Annotated in this window: 18 protein-coding genes and 1 other RNA gene; 6 read left to right on the top strand and 13 right to left on the bottom strand. The window is 43.7% G+C overall.

The genetic code is table 11. From position 1 onward, the window contains the following. Nucleotides 1-251 precede the first annotated feature (251 nt). From rnpB to rsmI, 3 genes are all read right to left on the bottom strand, one after another. An RNA gene (gene rnpB, locus KS2013_RS08930) (RNase P RNA component class A) lies at nt 252-606 on the bottom strand. 74 nt (nt 607-680) lie between these two features. After that, entirely contained in the window at nt 681-1208 is a 528-nt protein-coding gene (locus tag KS2013_RS08935; protein WP_068992722.1) for a DUF3016 domain-containing protein, read from the bottom strand. A gap of 11 nt (nt 1209-1219) precedes the next feature. Continuing rightward, nucleotides 1220-2077, bottom strand: a complete 858-nt coding sequence (gene rsmI, locus KS2013_RS08940; RefSeq protein WP_068992725.1) for a 16S rRNA (cytidine(1402)-2'-O)-methyltransferase — start codon at nt 2075-2077, stop codon at nt 1220-1222. 102 nt (nt 2078-2179) lie between these two features. Here rsmI and KS2013_RS08945 point away from each other — a divergent pair, with 102 nt between their 5' ends. Genes KS2013_RS08945 through KS2013_RS08960 form a run of 4 tightly spaced genes read left to right on the top strand, consistent with a single transcriptional unit; the run spans nt 2180 to nt 5565 of the window. After that, nucleotides 2180-4006 (top strand): penicillin-binding protein activator, encoded by a 1827-nt coding sequence (locus KS2013_RS08945; protein ID WP_068992727.1) that lies wholly within the window; start codon nt 2180-2182, stop codon nt 4004-4006. Nucleotides 4007-4058: 52 nt separating this feature from the next. Beyond that, the gene (locus KS2013_RS08950) at nt 4059-4427 is read left to right on the top strand and encodes a YraN family protein (RefSeq protein WP_068992730.1); all 369 of its coding nucleotides are present in this window, start codon (nt 4059-4061) and stop codon (nt 4425-4427) included. A 17-nt stretch (nt 4428-4444) separates the two neighbouring features. Beyond that, nucleotides 4445-5032, top strand: a complete 588-nt coding sequence (locus KS2013_RS08955) for a phosphoheptose isomerase (RefSeq protein ID WP_068992733.1) — start codon at nt 4445-4447, stop codon at nt 5030-5032. Between the two features lie 5 nt (nt 5033-5037). Next, nucleotides 5038-5565, top strand: coding sequence for a BON domain-containing protein (locus KS2013_RS08960; protein ID WP_068992735.1), 528 nt, complete (start codon nt 5038-5040; stop codon nt 5563-5565). A gap of 184 nt (nt 5566-5749) precedes the next feature. Here the strand turns inward: KS2013_RS08960 and KS2013_RS08965 are convergent, their stop codons facing one another. The 7 genes from KS2013_RS08965 to rplM form a co-directional block, all read right to left on the bottom strand. Beyond that, the gene (locus KS2013_RS08965; protein WP_068992738.1) at nt 5750-6187 is read right to left on the bottom strand and encodes a ClpXP protease specificity-enhancing factor; all 438 of its coding nucleotides are present in this window, start codon (nt 6185-6187) and stop codon (nt 5750-5752) included. Further along, complete coding sequence (gene sspA, locus KS2013_RS08970; RefSeq protein WP_068992742.1) at nt 6187-6819, bottom strand: stringent starvation protein SspA; 633 nt, start codon at nt 6817-6819, stop codon at nt 6187-6189. Before sspA ends, KS2013_RS08965 begins: the two co-directional genes overlap by 1 nt. A 56-nt stretch (nt 6820-6875) precedes the next feature. Then, a complete protein-coding gene (locus tag KS2013_RS08975) occupies nt 6876-7766 on the bottom strand; it encodes a cytochrome c1 (RefSeq protein ID WP_068992745.1) in 891 nt (296 codons plus the stop codon). Beyond that, nucleotides 7763-8974: a cytochrome b gene (locus KS2013_RS08980; protein WP_068992748.1), complete on the bottom strand. Its 1212-nt coding sequence runs from the start codon at nt 8972-8974 to the stop codon at nt 7763-7765. The genes KS2013_RS08975 and KS2013_RS08980 overlap by 4 nt, the downstream gene beginning before the upstream one ends. Further along, a complete protein-coding gene (gene petA, locus KS2013_RS08985; protein ID WP_068992751.1) occupies nt 8974-9561 on the bottom strand; it encodes a ubiquinol-cytochrome c reductase iron-sulfur subunit in 588 nt (195 codons plus the stop codon). The genes KS2013_RS08980 and petA overlap by 1 nt, the downstream gene beginning before the upstream one ends. A gap of 322 nt (nt 9562-9883) precedes the next feature. Further along, nucleotides 9884-10273 (bottom strand): 30S ribosomal protein S9, encoded by a 390-nt coding sequence (gene rpsI / locus KS2013_RS08990; protein ID WP_046561709.1) that lies wholly within the window; start codon nt 10271-10273, stop codon nt 9884-9886. Nucleotides 10274-10284: 11 nt separating this feature from the next. Then, on the bottom strand, nt 10285-10713 hold the full coding sequence (gene rplM / locus KS2013_RS08995; RefSeq protein WP_068992754.1) for a 50S ribosomal protein L13: 429 nt from the start codon (nt 10711-10713) through the stop codon (nt 10285-10287). 319 nt (nt 10714-11032) lie between these two features. Between rplM and KS2013_RS09000 the strand changes: the two genes are divergently transcribed. Beyond that, nucleotides 11033-11374, top strand: coding sequence for an HU family DNA-binding protein (locus tag KS2013_RS09000; RefSeq protein ID WP_068992757.1), 342 nt, complete (start codon nt 11033-11035; stop codon nt 11372-11374). Nucleotides 11375-11437: 63 nt separating this feature from the next. On the opposite strand, the gene zapE is transcribed toward KS2013_RS09000, so the two are convergent. From zapE to KS2013_RS09015, 3 genes are all read right to left on the bottom strand, one after another. After that, a complete protein-coding gene (gene zapE / locus KS2013_RS09005; RefSeq protein ID WP_068992759.1) occupies nt 11438-12526 on the bottom strand; it encodes a cell division protein ZapE in 1089 nt (362 codons plus the stop codon). A gap of 3 nt (nt 12527-12529) precedes the next feature. Beyond that, nucleotides 12530-13168, bottom strand: coding sequence for an alpha/beta hydrolase (locus KS2013_RS12015; RefSeq protein ID WP_068992761.1), 639 nt, complete (start codon nt 13166-13168; stop codon nt 12530-12532). Between the two features lie 141 nt (nt 13169-13309). After that, the gene (locus KS2013_RS09015; RefSeq protein ID WP_068992763.1) at nt 13310-14008 is read right to left on the bottom strand and encodes a DUF2238 domain-containing protein; all 699 of its coding nucleotides are present in this window, start codon (nt 14006-14008) and stop codon (nt 13310-13312) included. 119 nt (nt 14009-14127) lie between these two features. Between KS2013_RS09015 and KS2013_RS09020 the strand changes: the two genes are divergently transcribed. Beyond that, nucleotides 14128-14823, top strand: a complete 696-nt coding sequence (locus tag KS2013_RS09020) for a YhcB family protein (protein ID WP_068992765.1) — start codon at nt 14128-14130, stop codon at nt 14821-14823. Nucleotides 14824-14834: the final 11 nt, after the last annotated feature.

Consider the following 14834-nt stretch of genomic DNA (forward strand, 5'->3'; position numbering starts at 1 on the left):
ATATAGGTGAAGGTAACATACCAAATTGGAATTAGGTTAACCGTTTGTACTTTTTAAGTGTTTATTTCGCTTTTATAGCGAGCTACTTTTCTTGCGCCAAGGGATTCCCTGCGGTCAGGCACAAAGAAAATGAACATAGAAATACTCATGGCATTGATAATAAACCTGGAACTATAAAAAGATACACTGTTGGGTTACGCCAAAGCTAGCCCAACCTATAAAAGTGGAGGGCCTCAGCGCAAAAAGCGAAAAAGAAAAGCTGGCCGATAAGCCGGATTCTGTCGTGGACAGTCATTCGTCTAGGCCATCAATCGCTCGATGGCTCCAGCAACCTACCCGGTTCCAACGCGAGCCACGCCATACGGAACCCTATTTGGTCTTGCTTCGGGTGGGGTTTACCATGCCGCTTACTGTTGCCAGAAGCGCGGTGCGCTCTTACCGCACCATTTCAACCTTACCTGCTCCGAAGAACATCGGCGGTATATTTTCTGCTGCACTTTCCGTCGGCTTACGCCGCCCAGGCGTTACCTGGCACCCTGCTCTATGAAGTCCGGACTTTCCTCTCCTCATGCACGGGGCACGAGCAGCGACTGTCTGGCCAGCTTTGCAGCAAGTTTAGTCCTCGCACAAAAAAAGGCAAGGAAAAGTTACTCTCCTTGCCCTTTGGCTAGTTTAAAAATCTAGTTGAGTATATTTTCTTTAACCCACTCTTTAAACATTCGTTTTTCATAGTAAAACCCTTCTCTAGAGCGCTTCCATGTCTTCTCATGATGAAGATAGTTCATATCTTTAATACTTGCATTACCCTGTTTTACTACATTCTTATTGTTATCCAATAACTTATAGCTGAAACTCATTCTAGGGAAGTCAACGTCCTTCATAACTCGAAATTCATTAGTTGCCCCGAACTGTACTGCTCCAGCCAAATCCAGGTCATTGATCTTTAGAACTAATGTCTGACCTTCAGGCAACTCTTCGCTATATTCCGTAAAGAATTTATCAAAACTACGTTTTACACGCTCATGGAAGGCTCCTCTAGGTTCCATCGCTGGGCTAACATCCCGGAAGTCATTAAAATCACCCCAGGTGACCTCGATGGCGGACTTGCCTTTAGCATCATTTTCAGCGTCAGCAACACTAAGAGAAGGTGCCATAGCTAATGATATTAAAGCAATTATACCTGTTATGTACGATTTAAAGTTATACATATAACCTCCGATTAATTATCTTTCTGCTCCAGCGCCCACTGATATAACTCCTTCTTTTTTGTACCAGTAATCTGCGCTGCGAGCTTGGCAGCTTTATTAGGCGGTAATTCGCTCAATAAACTACCCATTACGTTTTTGGCTTCTACACTCAAGCCCTTTTCACTTGGAGTATTACCACTGATGATTAACACGAACTCACCTTTCTGCTGATTTGAGTCGGCTAGCATCATCTCTATTACCTTAGACGTCTCAGAAGAGATAATTGTTTCAAAGTTTTTGGTTAATTCCCTTGCCACCGCTATAGTTCGATCACCGAGAACTTCCAGTAAATCCTTTAAGCTGTCCACAATACGGTGTGAGGATTCATAAAATACCAGAGTTTCGCTATGTTCAGCCAACTCACTATACCGGGCTTTTCTGGCGCTCGATTTCGCAGGTAGAAATCCCCAAAAACTAAAACTATCGGTAGCTAAACCCGCCACTGACAAAGCAGTAACAATAGCACTGGGACCTGGTATTGGACTGACCTTATACCCTTTATCTCTTAACTCCCTCACTAACTTAAAACCGGGGTCGCTTATCAATGGCGTACCCGCATCAGAGATCAAAGCAATTGAGTCTCCCGACTCCAGGCGATCCATGATCTGCTGAATACGCGACTGTTCATTATGTTCATGCAAAGACATCATTGGGGTCTTAATCGCATAATGTTCCATCAGACGTTGACTATGCCGAGTATCTTCAGCACAGATTAAGTTAACCTGCTGTAAAGTAGTCACCGCACGGTACGACATATCGTCAATATTACCGATTGGCGTAGCAACCACGTAAAGAATACCGGATGCTTCGTTAACCTGATGACTTTTCATGGAATTTTCCTTGTAAGAATCTTTCAAATCTGCGACTGGTTCTTTGCTATGTCGACACCTAAAGCTTAGAATACGCTCTAATAAAGTCTTGAGAATGAGATTATGACAAAAAAGTCTTTTAACAAGAACCTATTATTAGCATTAAGTGGTTTTTTACTGACAGCTTGCGTTACCACTCAAACCGGTAGCTTGACCCAGGATCATGGTATTAGAGATCGGGTGGCTCAGCCGCCTGAGTATTACCTTAGTCAAGCTGAGCAGCTACAAGGCACAGCACAAGCTCCTTTTAAACTGAAAGCAGCCATTGCATATAAAGAGCGAGACTCAGAGGCCGAATCATACGCCGTTCTTCGAAGCTTTCAGCCAACCGAGTTACCACTTGAAGAAAGGGATGCTTATTACCTTCTATTTGGTGAAGTGGCTCTCAGTCAAGGAAAGCCTTTAGAAGCTATACGCTCTTTGCAATCCGTAAGTAATCCTCAAGACCACAGCATTGGGTGGCAAGCACACTATGCTATCCAGCTGGCTGACAGTCTCGCCGCTAATAATCGTTTAGCCGACGCTGCAGTAGTCCGTCTTGAAGCCGATGACTTATTCAAAAATTTCAGAGTTGCATCAGAGCAAAGAGAGCTCGCCTGGCAAGAGTTGCTCCTTTCGCCTATGGGAGCAATTGAAATAAAAAGGAACAGAGCGGCTGATCACAGCATTCTCGGCTGGCTTGACATGGCCATTATCTATAAACGTTACGCCCGAAGCGCGTCAAGCATGTCTGCTGCAATGGAGGAATGGTCAAACATTTACCCTGAGCATCCCGCTAAAAGTTACATTGATATGAGCCAGATTGGCTCCATTGACTTTGCTGTCACCAAACCAACCCGAGTCGGACTTTTTGTCCCTATGAGCGGAAAACTCGCTCCAGTTGGTCACCTTATTCGTGATGGATTTATGGCAGGTTATTACCAACAGAGCAATATTGCTGAATCTGCAGAAATAGTTGTTTATGATACGCAGGGTATTGATATGCAAACCTTGTATCAAAAGGCTTTCGAAGATGGCGTGGACTTTATTGTAGGCCCATTATTAAAGTCCAATATTGATGACTTGACGGCCCAGCCCAACCTTCCCATCCCAACTCTGGCTTTGAATAGGTTAGATTCAAATTACGTACCAAACAATTTTTTCCAATTTGGTTTACCAGTTGAAGATGAGGCAAGACAGATTGCGCGTCATGCTATCCGAGAGGGACAGACACGCGCCTTTGTCATCAATGCAGACCAGGCTATTGGGAAGAGAGCCGTAGAGGCATTTACGAATGAGTTTGAGCAAATGGGTGGCTACGTGGTAAAGACTGCCAATATATCTCACAACCAAAATGTCAAAGCAGCTGTCATGTCTATGCTCGGTGCAGACCAAGCAGAAAAACGAGCCCAAGATCTACAGAACCTCCTCAATTTGCCAATAGAGGCGAGTGGCCAGGGTTCAGCCACTGCAGACTTTATTTTTATGGTATCAAAGGTCGATAAAGCACGAATTATTAAACCATATTTAAATTATTACTACGCTTACGACCTGCCTGTATATGCAACATCAGCAGTTTACACCGGCAGCACTAACCCATCTCGTGACAATGATTTGGACGGAATATCATTTACTGATGCTCCCTGGATGCTAGGTAGCACAGAGGAAATACAAGACAGCCGTAGACGCATGAAACAGTTAGTTCCAAACTCAACCAACAGCTTGGCACGCTTTTTCGCTTTAGGCCATGACTCGTTCCTCATAATCCCTGAGCTGGTTGAGTTTACTCAAAACCCCAACCATATGGTTTATGGATTAACAGGTTCTTTAACCATGGACGTTTACGGACGGTTCATCCGACAACTGTCTTGGGGATTATTTAGTGGCGGCGAAGTCTCCCCTCTTAATTAGGCAGGAACTTTATCCTAGGAAAGGGTCAAAAAATATATAATCAAGGAAGATTATGCTTTCGCGTCAAAAGGGCAAACAAGCAGAGCATTATGCAGAGCAATTGTTGAAAAAGAGTAAGTTAAAGTTATTAGAACGCAACTTCCACTCAAAACACGGTGAAATTGACCTGATAATGCAAAGCGAAAATACACTAGTATTTATAGAGGTAAGATATCGAGCCAACACACGGCACGGGAGCGGTGCCGAGACGGTAGATTATCGAAAACAACAGAAGATTATCAAAACAGCACAGTTTTTTTTGCAACAGATGAAAAAATATCAGCATCTGAATTGTCGTTTTGATGTAGTTTCCGTAACATTAGGGCACAAATCCCTGTCAGCCGATTGGTTTAAAGATGCTTTTCAACAATCAGGCTGGTAAAGAACAACTAGGCTATCATGATAGAACGTATACGTGACATTTTTACTGAAAGTATTCAAACAAAAATTGCAGCGGCTGATTCACTTCCCGAATCAATCGGCAAAGCTGGTCAGTTGATGGTGAATAGCCTACTCCAGGGCAATAAAATACTCAGTTGTGGCAATGGCGGTTCGGCTGGTGACGCACAGCATTTTTCTTCAGAAATGCTGAACCGATTTGAGAGAGAAAGGCCCAGTCTTCCTGCTATCGCATTAACGACCGACACAGGTACTTTAACCTCAATTTCTAATGATTACAGTTACAACGATGTATTTGCGAAGCAACTTCGGGCACTGGGTCAGCCTGGAGATATTCTTCTGGCAATTTCCACCAGCGGCAATTCACGTAATGTGATCAATGCCATGGAAACTGCTCTTAGTAAAGATATGCTTATCGTCGCATTAACGGGGAAGGACGGTGGCGAAATGGCAGGGCTAGTAGGCCAAAATGATGTCGAGATCCGCGTCCCTTCTAATTCAACTGCACGTATTCAAGAAGTTCATTTAGTCGTCATTCACGCATTGTGTGATTATATTGATAATACATTATTTGGCACCGAGGCTTAATTTTTATGACATTCCAAAAACTTTTTCGTATTACTCTTATTGCTATAGCTACGGTCACTGTTTTACCAGCCTGCACAACCTTTGGTACCATTGCCGAAGATAACAGCATTGAAAGCAGAGTCAGGACCCTTACAGATGCCATAGAAGCCAAGAACCAGCCAGCATTTATTGGAGTCGACAGTCATAATCTCTATGTATTAATTTATGGACAGGTTCCGACCCAGGCGGTTAAGAATACGGTAACCAACGAAGTACGTGACATTCCAGAAATCAGGAAAATTTTTAATGAACTTCGGGTCGCAGATCCTGAAAAAGTAAGCACTATGTCGGATAGCTGGATCACGACAAAAGTTAAATCCAGTCTTGCCGCTGAAAAGGGATTAGACTCAAAGCGAATTAACGTTGTAACAGAAGCTGGAGAAGTTTTTTTAATGGGGTTGGTTACTCGTGAAGAAGGCGATAAAGCCGCTTTGGTTGCGCGTAATATTTCAGGTGTGAAAAAGGTTATTAAGATTTTCGAGTATATAAACTAAGACTTAGTACTCATAAAAGCCCAGCACTTGCTGGGCTTTTTTTATCCATATGAAACAAGCGGGAAGCCCATACTCGATATAAAATAATTAAAGGCTCATACCCTACCTGGCTTATGGGCATGACAGCAAAGGAAGAATGGCTGAAAAAGAAAATTTGTACTTACTGTATCTGCTAATCAGACAACTACTTTACGACTTTTAGATTTGGTCGTCCCTTAGGTGGCTTTGGTGGCTCATCATCAGGACCATCTCCATCATCATGATCGGTGGTCTGCTGAGGTTCCTCTGCAGGCTCGTCAGAATACATATTTGGTGAAAACATTATTCCCTGATCGTTTTCTCGAGCGTAAATGGCTACTATCGCGTTCATCGGGATATAAATGTTAAGTGATTTACCAGAAAAGCGTGCACTAAAACTTAAGTAATTATGGTTAAGTTCAAAGTTTGCAACGGCTTCTGGAGCAATATTTAAAACAATTTTGCCATCATTTGCGAACTGTTGCGGTACATCAACCTCTGGGTAGGAACAATCAACTAATACTTGTGGTGTCCAGCCATTATCGACCATCCACTCGTAGTATGCGATTAACAGGTAGGGCTGTAATGGCGTAGATTTCGCCATTACATTAGACCCAATTTCATCTCGCGCTCTTCTTCAGTTAAGCTAACTTTAAAAGATTCACGCTCGAAAATGCGTTCCATATACTCATGGATAGCTTTACTACCTCGTCCGCTAATCTCGATACCAAGCTTATCCGCTCTCCATAGTAATGGAGCTATAACACAATCAACCAACGAAAACTCCTCACTCATAAAGTAAGGGTTGCTTGCGAATACGGGTGATAATGCCAGGATACTTTCTTGAAGTTCTTTACGTGCTTTTTTCGCTTTTGCTTCCGTGCCATTAACGATAATCTCATACTGACTGTACCATTCTTTCTGAATGCGATGCATCATCAAACGGCTACGGCCACGAGTAACCGGGTATACCGGCATTAACGGAGGGTGCGGAAAACGCTCGTCTAAATACTCCATGACAATACTTGCTTCATAAAGTACTAAGTCACGGTCAATCAATGTTGGAACCGATCCATAGGGATTCAAGTCCATTAAATCTTCCGGAACTTTATCTGAAGTCACTTCAACGACTTCATAGTTAACACCTTTTTCAGCTAATACGATACGTACCTGATGGCTGTACACATCATTACCCGAATAAAGTGTCATTACTGAACGCTTGGCAACTACGGCCATACTCTTTCTCCTAAACAATTTGAGCCTCAAGTGACTTGAGGCTCATCAATACCAATCTACTTCTTCTTAAGGTCTTTCCAGAACTCTTTCTTCAAGAAGTATGCCAACACCAATAGAATGAGAAGGAATAGCATAGTCCAAAGGCCTATACTCTTACTTTTCATTTTTACCGGGTTAGCGGTATACGCCATAAAAGCAACTAAGTCGCGAATTGCATGATCGTACTCTTCCGGAGTCATATCACCTTCTTCAACGATGGTGAACATATTACCCTTACTAGAAATACGAGCGATATCCTGTTGTGCGTCTTGAATATCTTCTTCAATTTTCGCAACATCCGCTTCAGCACGAGCCACTGCTTCGGCCGAAGACTCTGGATTTTTGATTGTTGCTTTAAGTTCTTCCATGCGGGCTTTGCCCATGGAAATAACTTCTTCAGCAGCTAGCAATTCATCACTCTTGACCTGTAAGCCCTGTAAATCAGCTAACACGTGTGGCATACCAACACCAGGGAAAACCGTGTTGTTTACGCCATAAGGACGAGCTGGGTCAAGGTAGAATGCTCTCAGGTAATTGTATAACCAGTCGTTACCACGAACACGAGCTGCTAACGATAGGTCCAAAGGATTTACGCCAAAATATTTTTTCTTGGCCAACTCAGGATCCATTGCCTTGTCCATAGTGTCACCAAGTTTGCCATCACCCAGGATTAGCTGAGAAGCTTCTTCTTCAGTTAAATCCAGGTCCTGGGCAATACGTGAATAACGCACGTATTGCATTGAGTGACAGCCCTGACAGTAGTTAACAAACAACTTTGCACCATTCTGCATAGATGCTTTATCAGTGTAGTTAACATTGGCTTTATCGTTTGGATACGTCGTGCCACCACCTGCAGCAAGCGCTACAGCGGGCAGCAGTAATAAAATAGCTGAAATTAACTTTTTCATTTGTCTGTTACCCTCTCTGGTACTGGCTTAGTTTTCTCGAACTTAGGTAAGAACCAAAGAGCGAAGAAGAAGAAGAAGTAATAAATAGTACAAATTCTTCCTAGCCATTTCGTGAATTCAGTTACTGGCACTACACCAAGAACACCTAGGATGATGAAAGAAATAACAAATACCGCTAGAAGTAGCTTGAATGATAAACCACGGTAACGGATTGATTTTACTTTCTGACGATCAAGCCATGGTAATAAGAATAAGATCACAATAGCAGCGGCCATTACTAAGAAACCACCAAATGGATCCGGTACAGCTCGTAACATCGTATAGAACGGTGTGAAGTACCAGACAGGTGCAATGTGTGCCGGTGTCTTCAATGGGTTCGCAGGCTCAAAGTTTGGACGCTCTAAGAAGTAACCGCCAAAGTCTGGTGCGAAGAATACGATAGAGAGGAATATCATCAAGAACACCACTACTCCCACAATATCTTTTACTGTGTAGTAAGGGTGGAAAGGAATTCCGTCTAACGGGATACCGTTCTCATCTTTATGCTCTTTAATATCAACGCCATCTGGGTTGTTAGAGCCCACTTTGTGAAGCGCAACGATGTGTAAGAACACCATAGCTACCAACGCTAATGGTACTGCTACAACATGTAGTGCAAAGAATCTGTTCAAAGTCGCTAACGACAATGTAAAGTCACCACGAATCCACTCTACAAGGTCTCCACCTATCACTGGGATAGTACTGAACAGGTTAACAATTACCTGTGCACCCCAGAATGACATCTGACCCCATGGTAACAAATAGCCCATGAAAGCTTCAGCCATCAGTAGCACGAAGATAATCATACCGAAGATCCACACTAGCTCACGCGGCTTCTTATAAGAACCATAGATAATGCCACGGAACATATGAAGATAAACCACAACGAAAAACGCTGATGCGCCTGTTGAGTGTAAATAGCGGATAATCCAGCCCATATCAACATCACGCATGATGTATTCTACGGAAGCAAAAGGTTCGCTTGGGCTATAGAACATAGTTAGCCAGATACCAGTTAACAACTGGTTAACCAAAACTAACAGTGCTAAAGAACCGAAGAAGTACCAAAAGTTAAAGTTCTTTGGTGCGTAGTATTCTGCCAGGTGCTCATTCCAAACTTTTGTCGCAGGGAAACGTGCGTCCAGCCATGTCATAAAGCTTTTAAACATTAGGCACCTCCGTCTTCACCGACAATTATCACTTTAGATGATGTGTCGATTGTATAAGGTGGAATTTCCAAGTTGGCATTCGCTGGTACACCTGCATAAACTCGACCAGCCAAGTCAAACTTAGAACCGTGACATGGGCAGTAGAAACCACCTAACCAATCACTTTCTAATGAACCCGGGTCTGCGAATAATTTAGGTGAACAACCCAAGTGTGTACAGATACCGATCGCTACAAAAATCTCAGGATCGATAGAGCGGTGCTCATTCTTACAATAAGCCGGCTGCTGTTCTTTTTCAGATTCCGGATCCGCTACCATCTCTTCACTCTTAGAAATGCTGCTCAACATTTTTTTATCACGACGCAGAATCCACACTGGCTTACCACGCCACTCAACAGTAATCTGCTGACCAACTTCTAATTTGCTATATTCTTGCTCTACTGGAGCACCGGCTGACTGTGCTTTCGCACTCGGTGCCCAGGAACGTACAAAAGGTACAGCCGCACCAATCACACCAACCGCGCCTACTGCTGAAGTAGCGCCGATCAGGAGATTTCTGCGTCCTTTGTTTACGCCCTGATTACTCATTCGAATAGTCTCCCCACGAAGAAAACCCACCCGTCAAAATAACAGGTGGGACTAAATCAATATTGATAATAAGCTGCCATAATCACTAGAGATATTACTTACGGTCTCAGCGGCAGGTTACTGGGCGCATATCTTATAGGAAATGAGTGGTCATTACAATGTGGTCTGACCAGAAGAGCGGGACAAAGCTTTCAGGCTCAACTTTCAAATTCCATAATAACTTCAAAAAGTTATCGGCTACACATACAAAAACACCCGCCATGTAGGCGGGTGTTTTTTGGTTTGGTATATACCTTTTCGGGTATATCGTCCTGAAAATCTCTTAACGTTTAGAGAACTGAGGACGCTTACGTGCTTTGTGAAGACCAACTTTCTTACGCTCAACTGCACGTGCATCACGAGTAACATAACCCGCCTGACGTAGTGGCGCACGAAGTTCTTCATCATATTCCATCAATGCACGAGTGATACCGTGGCGGATTGCACCCGCTTGACCAGTACCGCCGCCACCAGAAACGGTGACGTATACATCGAATTTTTCTAGAAGTTCTGTCAACTCTAGTGGTTGACGAACGACCATACGTGACGTCTCACGACCAAAGTATTGGTCTAAGCTCTTTTGGTTTACAGTGATGTCACCGTTACCAGGACGCAAGAATACGCGAGCTGTTGAGCTTTTACGACGACCTGTACCGTAGTATTGTTCAGCCATGATTTCCTACCTTAAATATCTAATTCAATAGGTTGCTGAGCTTCATGCTTGTGCTCAGAGCCTGCGTAAACTTTCAATTTGCGGAACATATCACGACCTAATGGATTCTTAGGCAACATACCTTTAACCGCTTTTTCAATAATCATCTCAGGCTTCTCAGCTTGAAGTTTATTGAAGTTAGTCTCTTTAATACCACCAGGGTAGCCAGAGTGACGGTAGTATTTCTTATCTTCCGCTTTGTTACCTGTAACAGTAACTTTCTCAGCGTTAATCACAACGATGTAATCACCAGTGTCAACGTGAGGTGTATATTCAGCCTTGTGCTTGCCTTTCAAACGGCGAGCAACTTCAGTCGCTAGGCGACCTAATGTTTTGCCTGCTGCATCGACGACATACCAGTCGCGCTTAACAGTTTCCGGCTTTGCATTAAATGTTTTCATATTCGTTAAGCTCCAAAAGCCATTTGCACCCGCGAATAGAGCCTTCGGCTACATAACTTAAGCCTTTAGCGACCCTAAAAAAAGAGCGCAAATCATACAGAACCCGCCCCTATATTACAAGTGGCAGGCCAAGGATTTACCAAATTTATGTTTCGTCTTGGGCAAATTATCGATTTTTAAAACAAATCCTGTCAAAAAGACTTTATTTACGGGGCTTTTAACGCTATAAATAAAACTGCGTTGGGAGAGTCAATTTTGCATTGCTCGCCAAGACAAGAAGGTATTTTAACAGTCAAACAACCCAAGAGGCAAAGGAAAAATGGCAAATAATACAACTCGCAAGGTCACCGCAGTCAAAAAGAAGTTCACTAAGACCCAAATCCTTAATGAAATAGCAGCCCAGACCGGCTTAGCAAAAAAAGACGTGGGGGCGGTACTTGACGAGCTAGGGATTGTAATCGAGCGTCATATCAAGAAACGTTCTGTTGGAGAGTTTACCCTACCAGGCTTATTGAAAATCAGTACAGTAAAAAAACCTGCTGTTAAGGCACGTAAGGGAATTAACCCTTTCACTGGCGAAGAAACCACATTTAAGGCAAAACCAGCTTCAACAGCTGTTAAAGTTCGCCCTTTGAAAAAGCTGAAGGATATGGCTTCATAAACCTAGTTCTAATTACGTATTAACACAAAGCCGGCATTTGCCGGCTTTTTTCATCCCTTAATATTATGCCAGGTGCTCTAAACTGAGGTATTCCTTACTCTGCATTTCCTGTAAGCGACTCAAGGTGCGCTTAAATTCGAATGCCAGTCCCTTTCCTATGTACAGCTGCTCCATTGGAACCTCGGCAGAGATAATTAACTTTACATGCCTCTCGTAGAACTCATCAATCAGTGCAATAAAACGGCGTGCAGCATCATTCAGGGAGTCATCCATTTGCGGTACCCTACTGACAAAGACCGTGTGATAACCTCGTGAGAGCTCAATATAATCAGACGCCGAACGCTCAGTTTTACAGATAGCATCGAAGGTAAACCAGACAATATTCTCAGACCAACGGACCGTTTCGATCAGACGCCCCTCTACTTTCAGCTTGCGGTGTATTTCTCCCCGCTCTCCCGCTAACTGCTCGAAATACTGCTCCATATTGTTATCTGCAACGCTGTCCAGTGGGTAATGATAAATTTCAGCCTGCTCCAGTGTCCTCAGGCGATAGTCCACGCCGCCATCAACGTTCATTACTTCGCAATGCTCTTGAATCTGCTCGATAGCCGGTATGAATCTTTCACGCTGCAGGCCGTTCCAATACAGTTTTTCCGGTGGAATATTGGATGTTGCTACCAATACAACGTGGCGCTTAAATAGCTCTTCAAATAGACCTCCCAGAATCATGGCATCCGTAATATCAGTAACAAAGAACTCATCAAAGCAGATAATTTTTGCTCTTTCAGCCAACTGATCAGCGATAATAACCAATGGATTTTTCTCACCAGCAAGAGCCTTTAATTCATTATGGACCTCGTGCATGAAACGATGGAAGTGCAGCCGAACCTTCGCTTTTAGTGGCAATGTATTGAAGAAAGTGTCCATCAGGTAGGTTTTGCCGCGTCCGACACCACCCCACATATAGAGTCCTTGAACCGGCTTACTGTCGCCCGATAGCCATCGAGACAATTTCTGCATGAACCCATTTGCGGGTCTTGCCTGCAGCAAGTCATCGTAGACACGTTGCAATGCCTTAACCGCATCCTCTTGAGCCTGATCCCTCGAGAAGCCCGCATTCAAGTCCTGCTGATACTTTTCTATTGGCGTCATAGCTTACAAGGACTCTGGCAAGTTAGGAGTCAAAGCCTCGGTGAGCTTTTCTCTTAGCTCGACCAACCTCCCATGGAAGAAATGCCCGGCTTCAGACATTTTTATTAATTCTGGTTGAGGCTCAAGCTCGCCCACCCAGTCAAAAACAGCTTTTGGGTCAACTACTTCATCAGCATCCCCCATAACGACCAGCCAGGGACAGTCAGGAATTTCAAAGTCTTCAAAACTGAAACGGTTAACCGGCGGCGCAATAGAAACCAGCTGAGCGGCTTCTTGCTCTTTAGCCTGGAGTGCAGCAATCCATGAGCCAAAGCTGAAACCTGCTAGCCACAATGGCCTGCCGGGATACTCTTGCCGAGCCCACTCAATAACCTTGATAAGGTCCTGCTGCTCACCACGACCCTCATCATACTCACCCTCAGAGCGGCCAACGCCTCTGAAGTTGAAGCGAACCGACGGTATCCCCATGCTGGCTAACGTTCTTGAAACGGTATAAATAACCTTGTTCGTCATAGCCCCTCCATGAACGGGGTGCGGATGACAACATACAGCTACAGCGTTTCTCTCATCACCTTCAGCTTGATCAAGCGTTGCCTCAATGGAGCCTGCTGCTCCGGGGATTAAAAACTTATCGCTACTCAAAACATAAACCTTAAGAACAATAGTGTGCGCTATTTTCGCATGTTTTATAAACGGATAAAATGTCGTTATTCAAAAAGGAGGTTTTTAGATCTCTCGTATTACCGGGAAAACAATATTCAAGAAATTGATTGAAGGCTCAAGTTAGTAATCAGACTCTTCGCCTAAAGGAGCCCTGCGTTTAATAGATAAGGAATGATTCCACTCCTCTGCAAAACCTCTTTGCCACTTGTAATTAATCGTTGCTACGACCAACATCGTGATTAGCGCTCCGAGGCTGGCTAATGCCATATCTTTATGTGCATCCCAGATATCCCCTTGCGTACCGAGATAGGCAACTCCCAGATCGCCACCAAAGTATTCCGCAGCCCCCCATTCGATTAACTCAAAAATCATCGAAGTCGACATCGTCAGATCCAAAGGAAGAAAGTAGCCCCAAAACCCTTTAACGTTCCCTACCCTTACAAAGACTTCTCGGATGGGATACGCCAATAGTAGCCCATAGAGGAAATGAACCAGCCTGTCATAGTGATTACGTTCAAAGCCAAACCAGCTGTTCAGCTCGCTGCCAAAAAGTGTTTTTGTCCACTGGTTATAAGGTACCTCAGCATAAGTGTAGTGCGCACCCACCTCGTGGAAACACATGAAAATAAAGATGCAGATATATGAGGTTTTCGATAGAGGGAAGAATTTATAGGTTGAAACAAGGGCAATGACGAAGATGACGGTTAGGGCATTTTCCAAAGCCCAGTCCGCCCTGTCATGAGGATTTATCGCGCAAAGAACAAAGACAATGGTAAATAAAATTCCCAAAGTGATGACTAAACGTGTTTTTTGACTCATTATTCTACTCGAAATTTTCCTTATCTTTTGTGTATCATAAGCGTAAAGTAAGAATATCTGCAATCCGCCCGTTTTAATTTCGGGTAATGGTCAGGCTCACAAGCAAAAGGAATCATTGAATGTCACCAGTTCTTATTATTTTCTTCGTCCTTATCGCTGGCATCTCTGCTTTTCTCATTGGTCGTTGGCACGGCCTTAAAAATGGAACCAAAGATCTTAGGAAGGAACTTAATTCTAAGGATCAGGAGCTTGAGCAATTAAAAAGTGGCGTTAATCAACACTTTGACGAGACAGCACGCCTCTTTTCAAACCTGACGGAAGAATACAAAACCTTGTATCAACACCTTGCCGAAGGCGCCAATAAACTGTCAGCCAACGACTTTAAACTTAAGCTCTCGGCCCCAGTGGGTTCAGACGCCCTACCTTCAAACTCAAACCCATCAGACGTAATTGATGCCGAAGAGAAGCTGGCAAAAGAGCCCCTGGAAACTCAAAAAAATGAAACTGAAAAAGAGTCGTATGAGGAAGTTTTTGTTGAGAGCAATGACGCCTCTCCTGAGGAGGTTGGGCAGATAAAAACAGACGTTTCAACAGACTTGGATTCGCCAGACATCGATATTGAAGTGACGCCACCTAAAGACTGGGCAGACGATGACATGGATGATGACTATCACCCGAACGATTCAAAGTCGAAGCAGTCACAGTTTACAGACCTGTCTAAGGACGCTGTAGATAAGGCAAAACAATCAGGTATTGAGCCAGAACAATTGGGCAGCCAAGAATCTGATGAAGAAAGCAAAACTGGCACAAACTAATAACTCCAAAA

It is taken from the genome of Kangiella sediminilitoris (genome assembly GCF_001708405.1).
Classification (GTDB): Bacteria; Pseudomonadota; Gammaproteobacteria; order Enterobacterales; family Kangiellaceae; genus Kangiella; species Kangiella sediminilitoris.

Excerpts from the sequence above, each read along its gene's own strand:
- KS2013_RS08955 (WP_068992733.1), top strand. The coding sequence starts at position 4,445 with ATGATAGAACGTATACGTGACATTTTTACTGAAAGTATTCAAACAAAA.
- sspA (WP_068992742.1), bottom strand. The coding sequence starts at position 6,819 with ATGGCCGTAGTTGCCAAGCGTTCAGTAATGACACTTTATTCGGGTAAT.
- petA (WP_068992751.1), bottom strand. The coding sequence starts at position 9,561 with ATGAGTAATCAGGGCGTAAACAAAGGACGCAGAAATCTCCTGATCGGC.
- KS2013_RS08980 (WP_068992748.1), bottom strand. The coding sequence starts at position 8,974 with ATGTTTAAAAGCTTTATGACATGGCTGGACGCACGTTTCCCTGCGACA.
- zapE (WP_068992759.1), bottom strand. The coding sequence starts at position 12,526 with ATGACGCCAATAGAAAAGTATCAGCAGGACTTGAATGCGGGCTTCTCG.
- KS2013_RS08960 (WP_068992735.1), top strand. The coding sequence starts at position 5,038 with ATGACATTCCAAAAACTTTTTCGTATTACTCTTATTGCTATAGCTACG.
- KS2013_RS09015 (WP_068992763.1), bottom strand. The coding sequence starts at position 14,008 with ATGAGTCAAAAAACACGTTTAGTCATCACTTTGGGAATTTTATTTACC.
- KS2013_RS08945 (WP_068992727.1), top strand. The coding sequence starts at position 2,180 with ATGACAAAAAAGTCTTTTAACAAGAACCTATTATTAGCATTAAGTGGT.
- rsmI (WP_068992725.1), bottom strand. The coding sequence starts at position 2,077 with ATGAAAAGTCATCAGGTTAACGAAGCATCCGGTATTCTTTACGTGGTT.
- KS2013_RS08935 (WP_068992722.1), bottom strand. The coding sequence starts at position 1,208 with ATGTATAACTTTAAATCGTACATAACAGGTATAATTGCTTTAATATCA.
- KS2013_RS09020 (WP_068992765.1), top strand. The coding sequence starts at position 14,128 with ATGTCACCAGTTCTTATTATTTTCTTCGTCCTTATCGCTGGCATCTCT.
- rplM (WP_068992754.1), bottom strand. The coding sequence starts at position 10,713 with ATGAAAACATTTAATGCAAAGCCGGAAACTGTTAAGCGCGACTGGTAT.
- KS2013_RS08950 (WP_068992730.1), top strand. The coding sequence starts at position 4,059 with ATGCTTTCGCGTCAAAAGGGCAAACAAGCAGAGCATTATGCAGAGCAA.
- rpsI (WP_046561709.1), bottom strand. The coding sequence starts at position 10,273 with ATGGCTGAACAATACTACGGTACAGGTCGTCGTAAAAGCTCAACAGCT.
- KS2013_RS08975 (WP_068992745.1), bottom strand. The coding sequence starts at position 7,766 with ATGAAAAAGTTAATTTCAGCTATTTTATTACTGCTGCCCGCTGTAGCG.
- KS2013_RS09000 (WP_068992757.1), top strand. The coding sequence starts at position 11,033 with ATGGCAAATAATACAACTCGCAAGGTCACCGCAGTCAAAAAGAAGTTC.
- KS2013_RS08965 (WP_068992738.1), bottom strand. The coding sequence starts at position 6,187 with ATGGCGAAATCTACGCCATTACAGCCCTACCTGTTAATCGCATACTAC.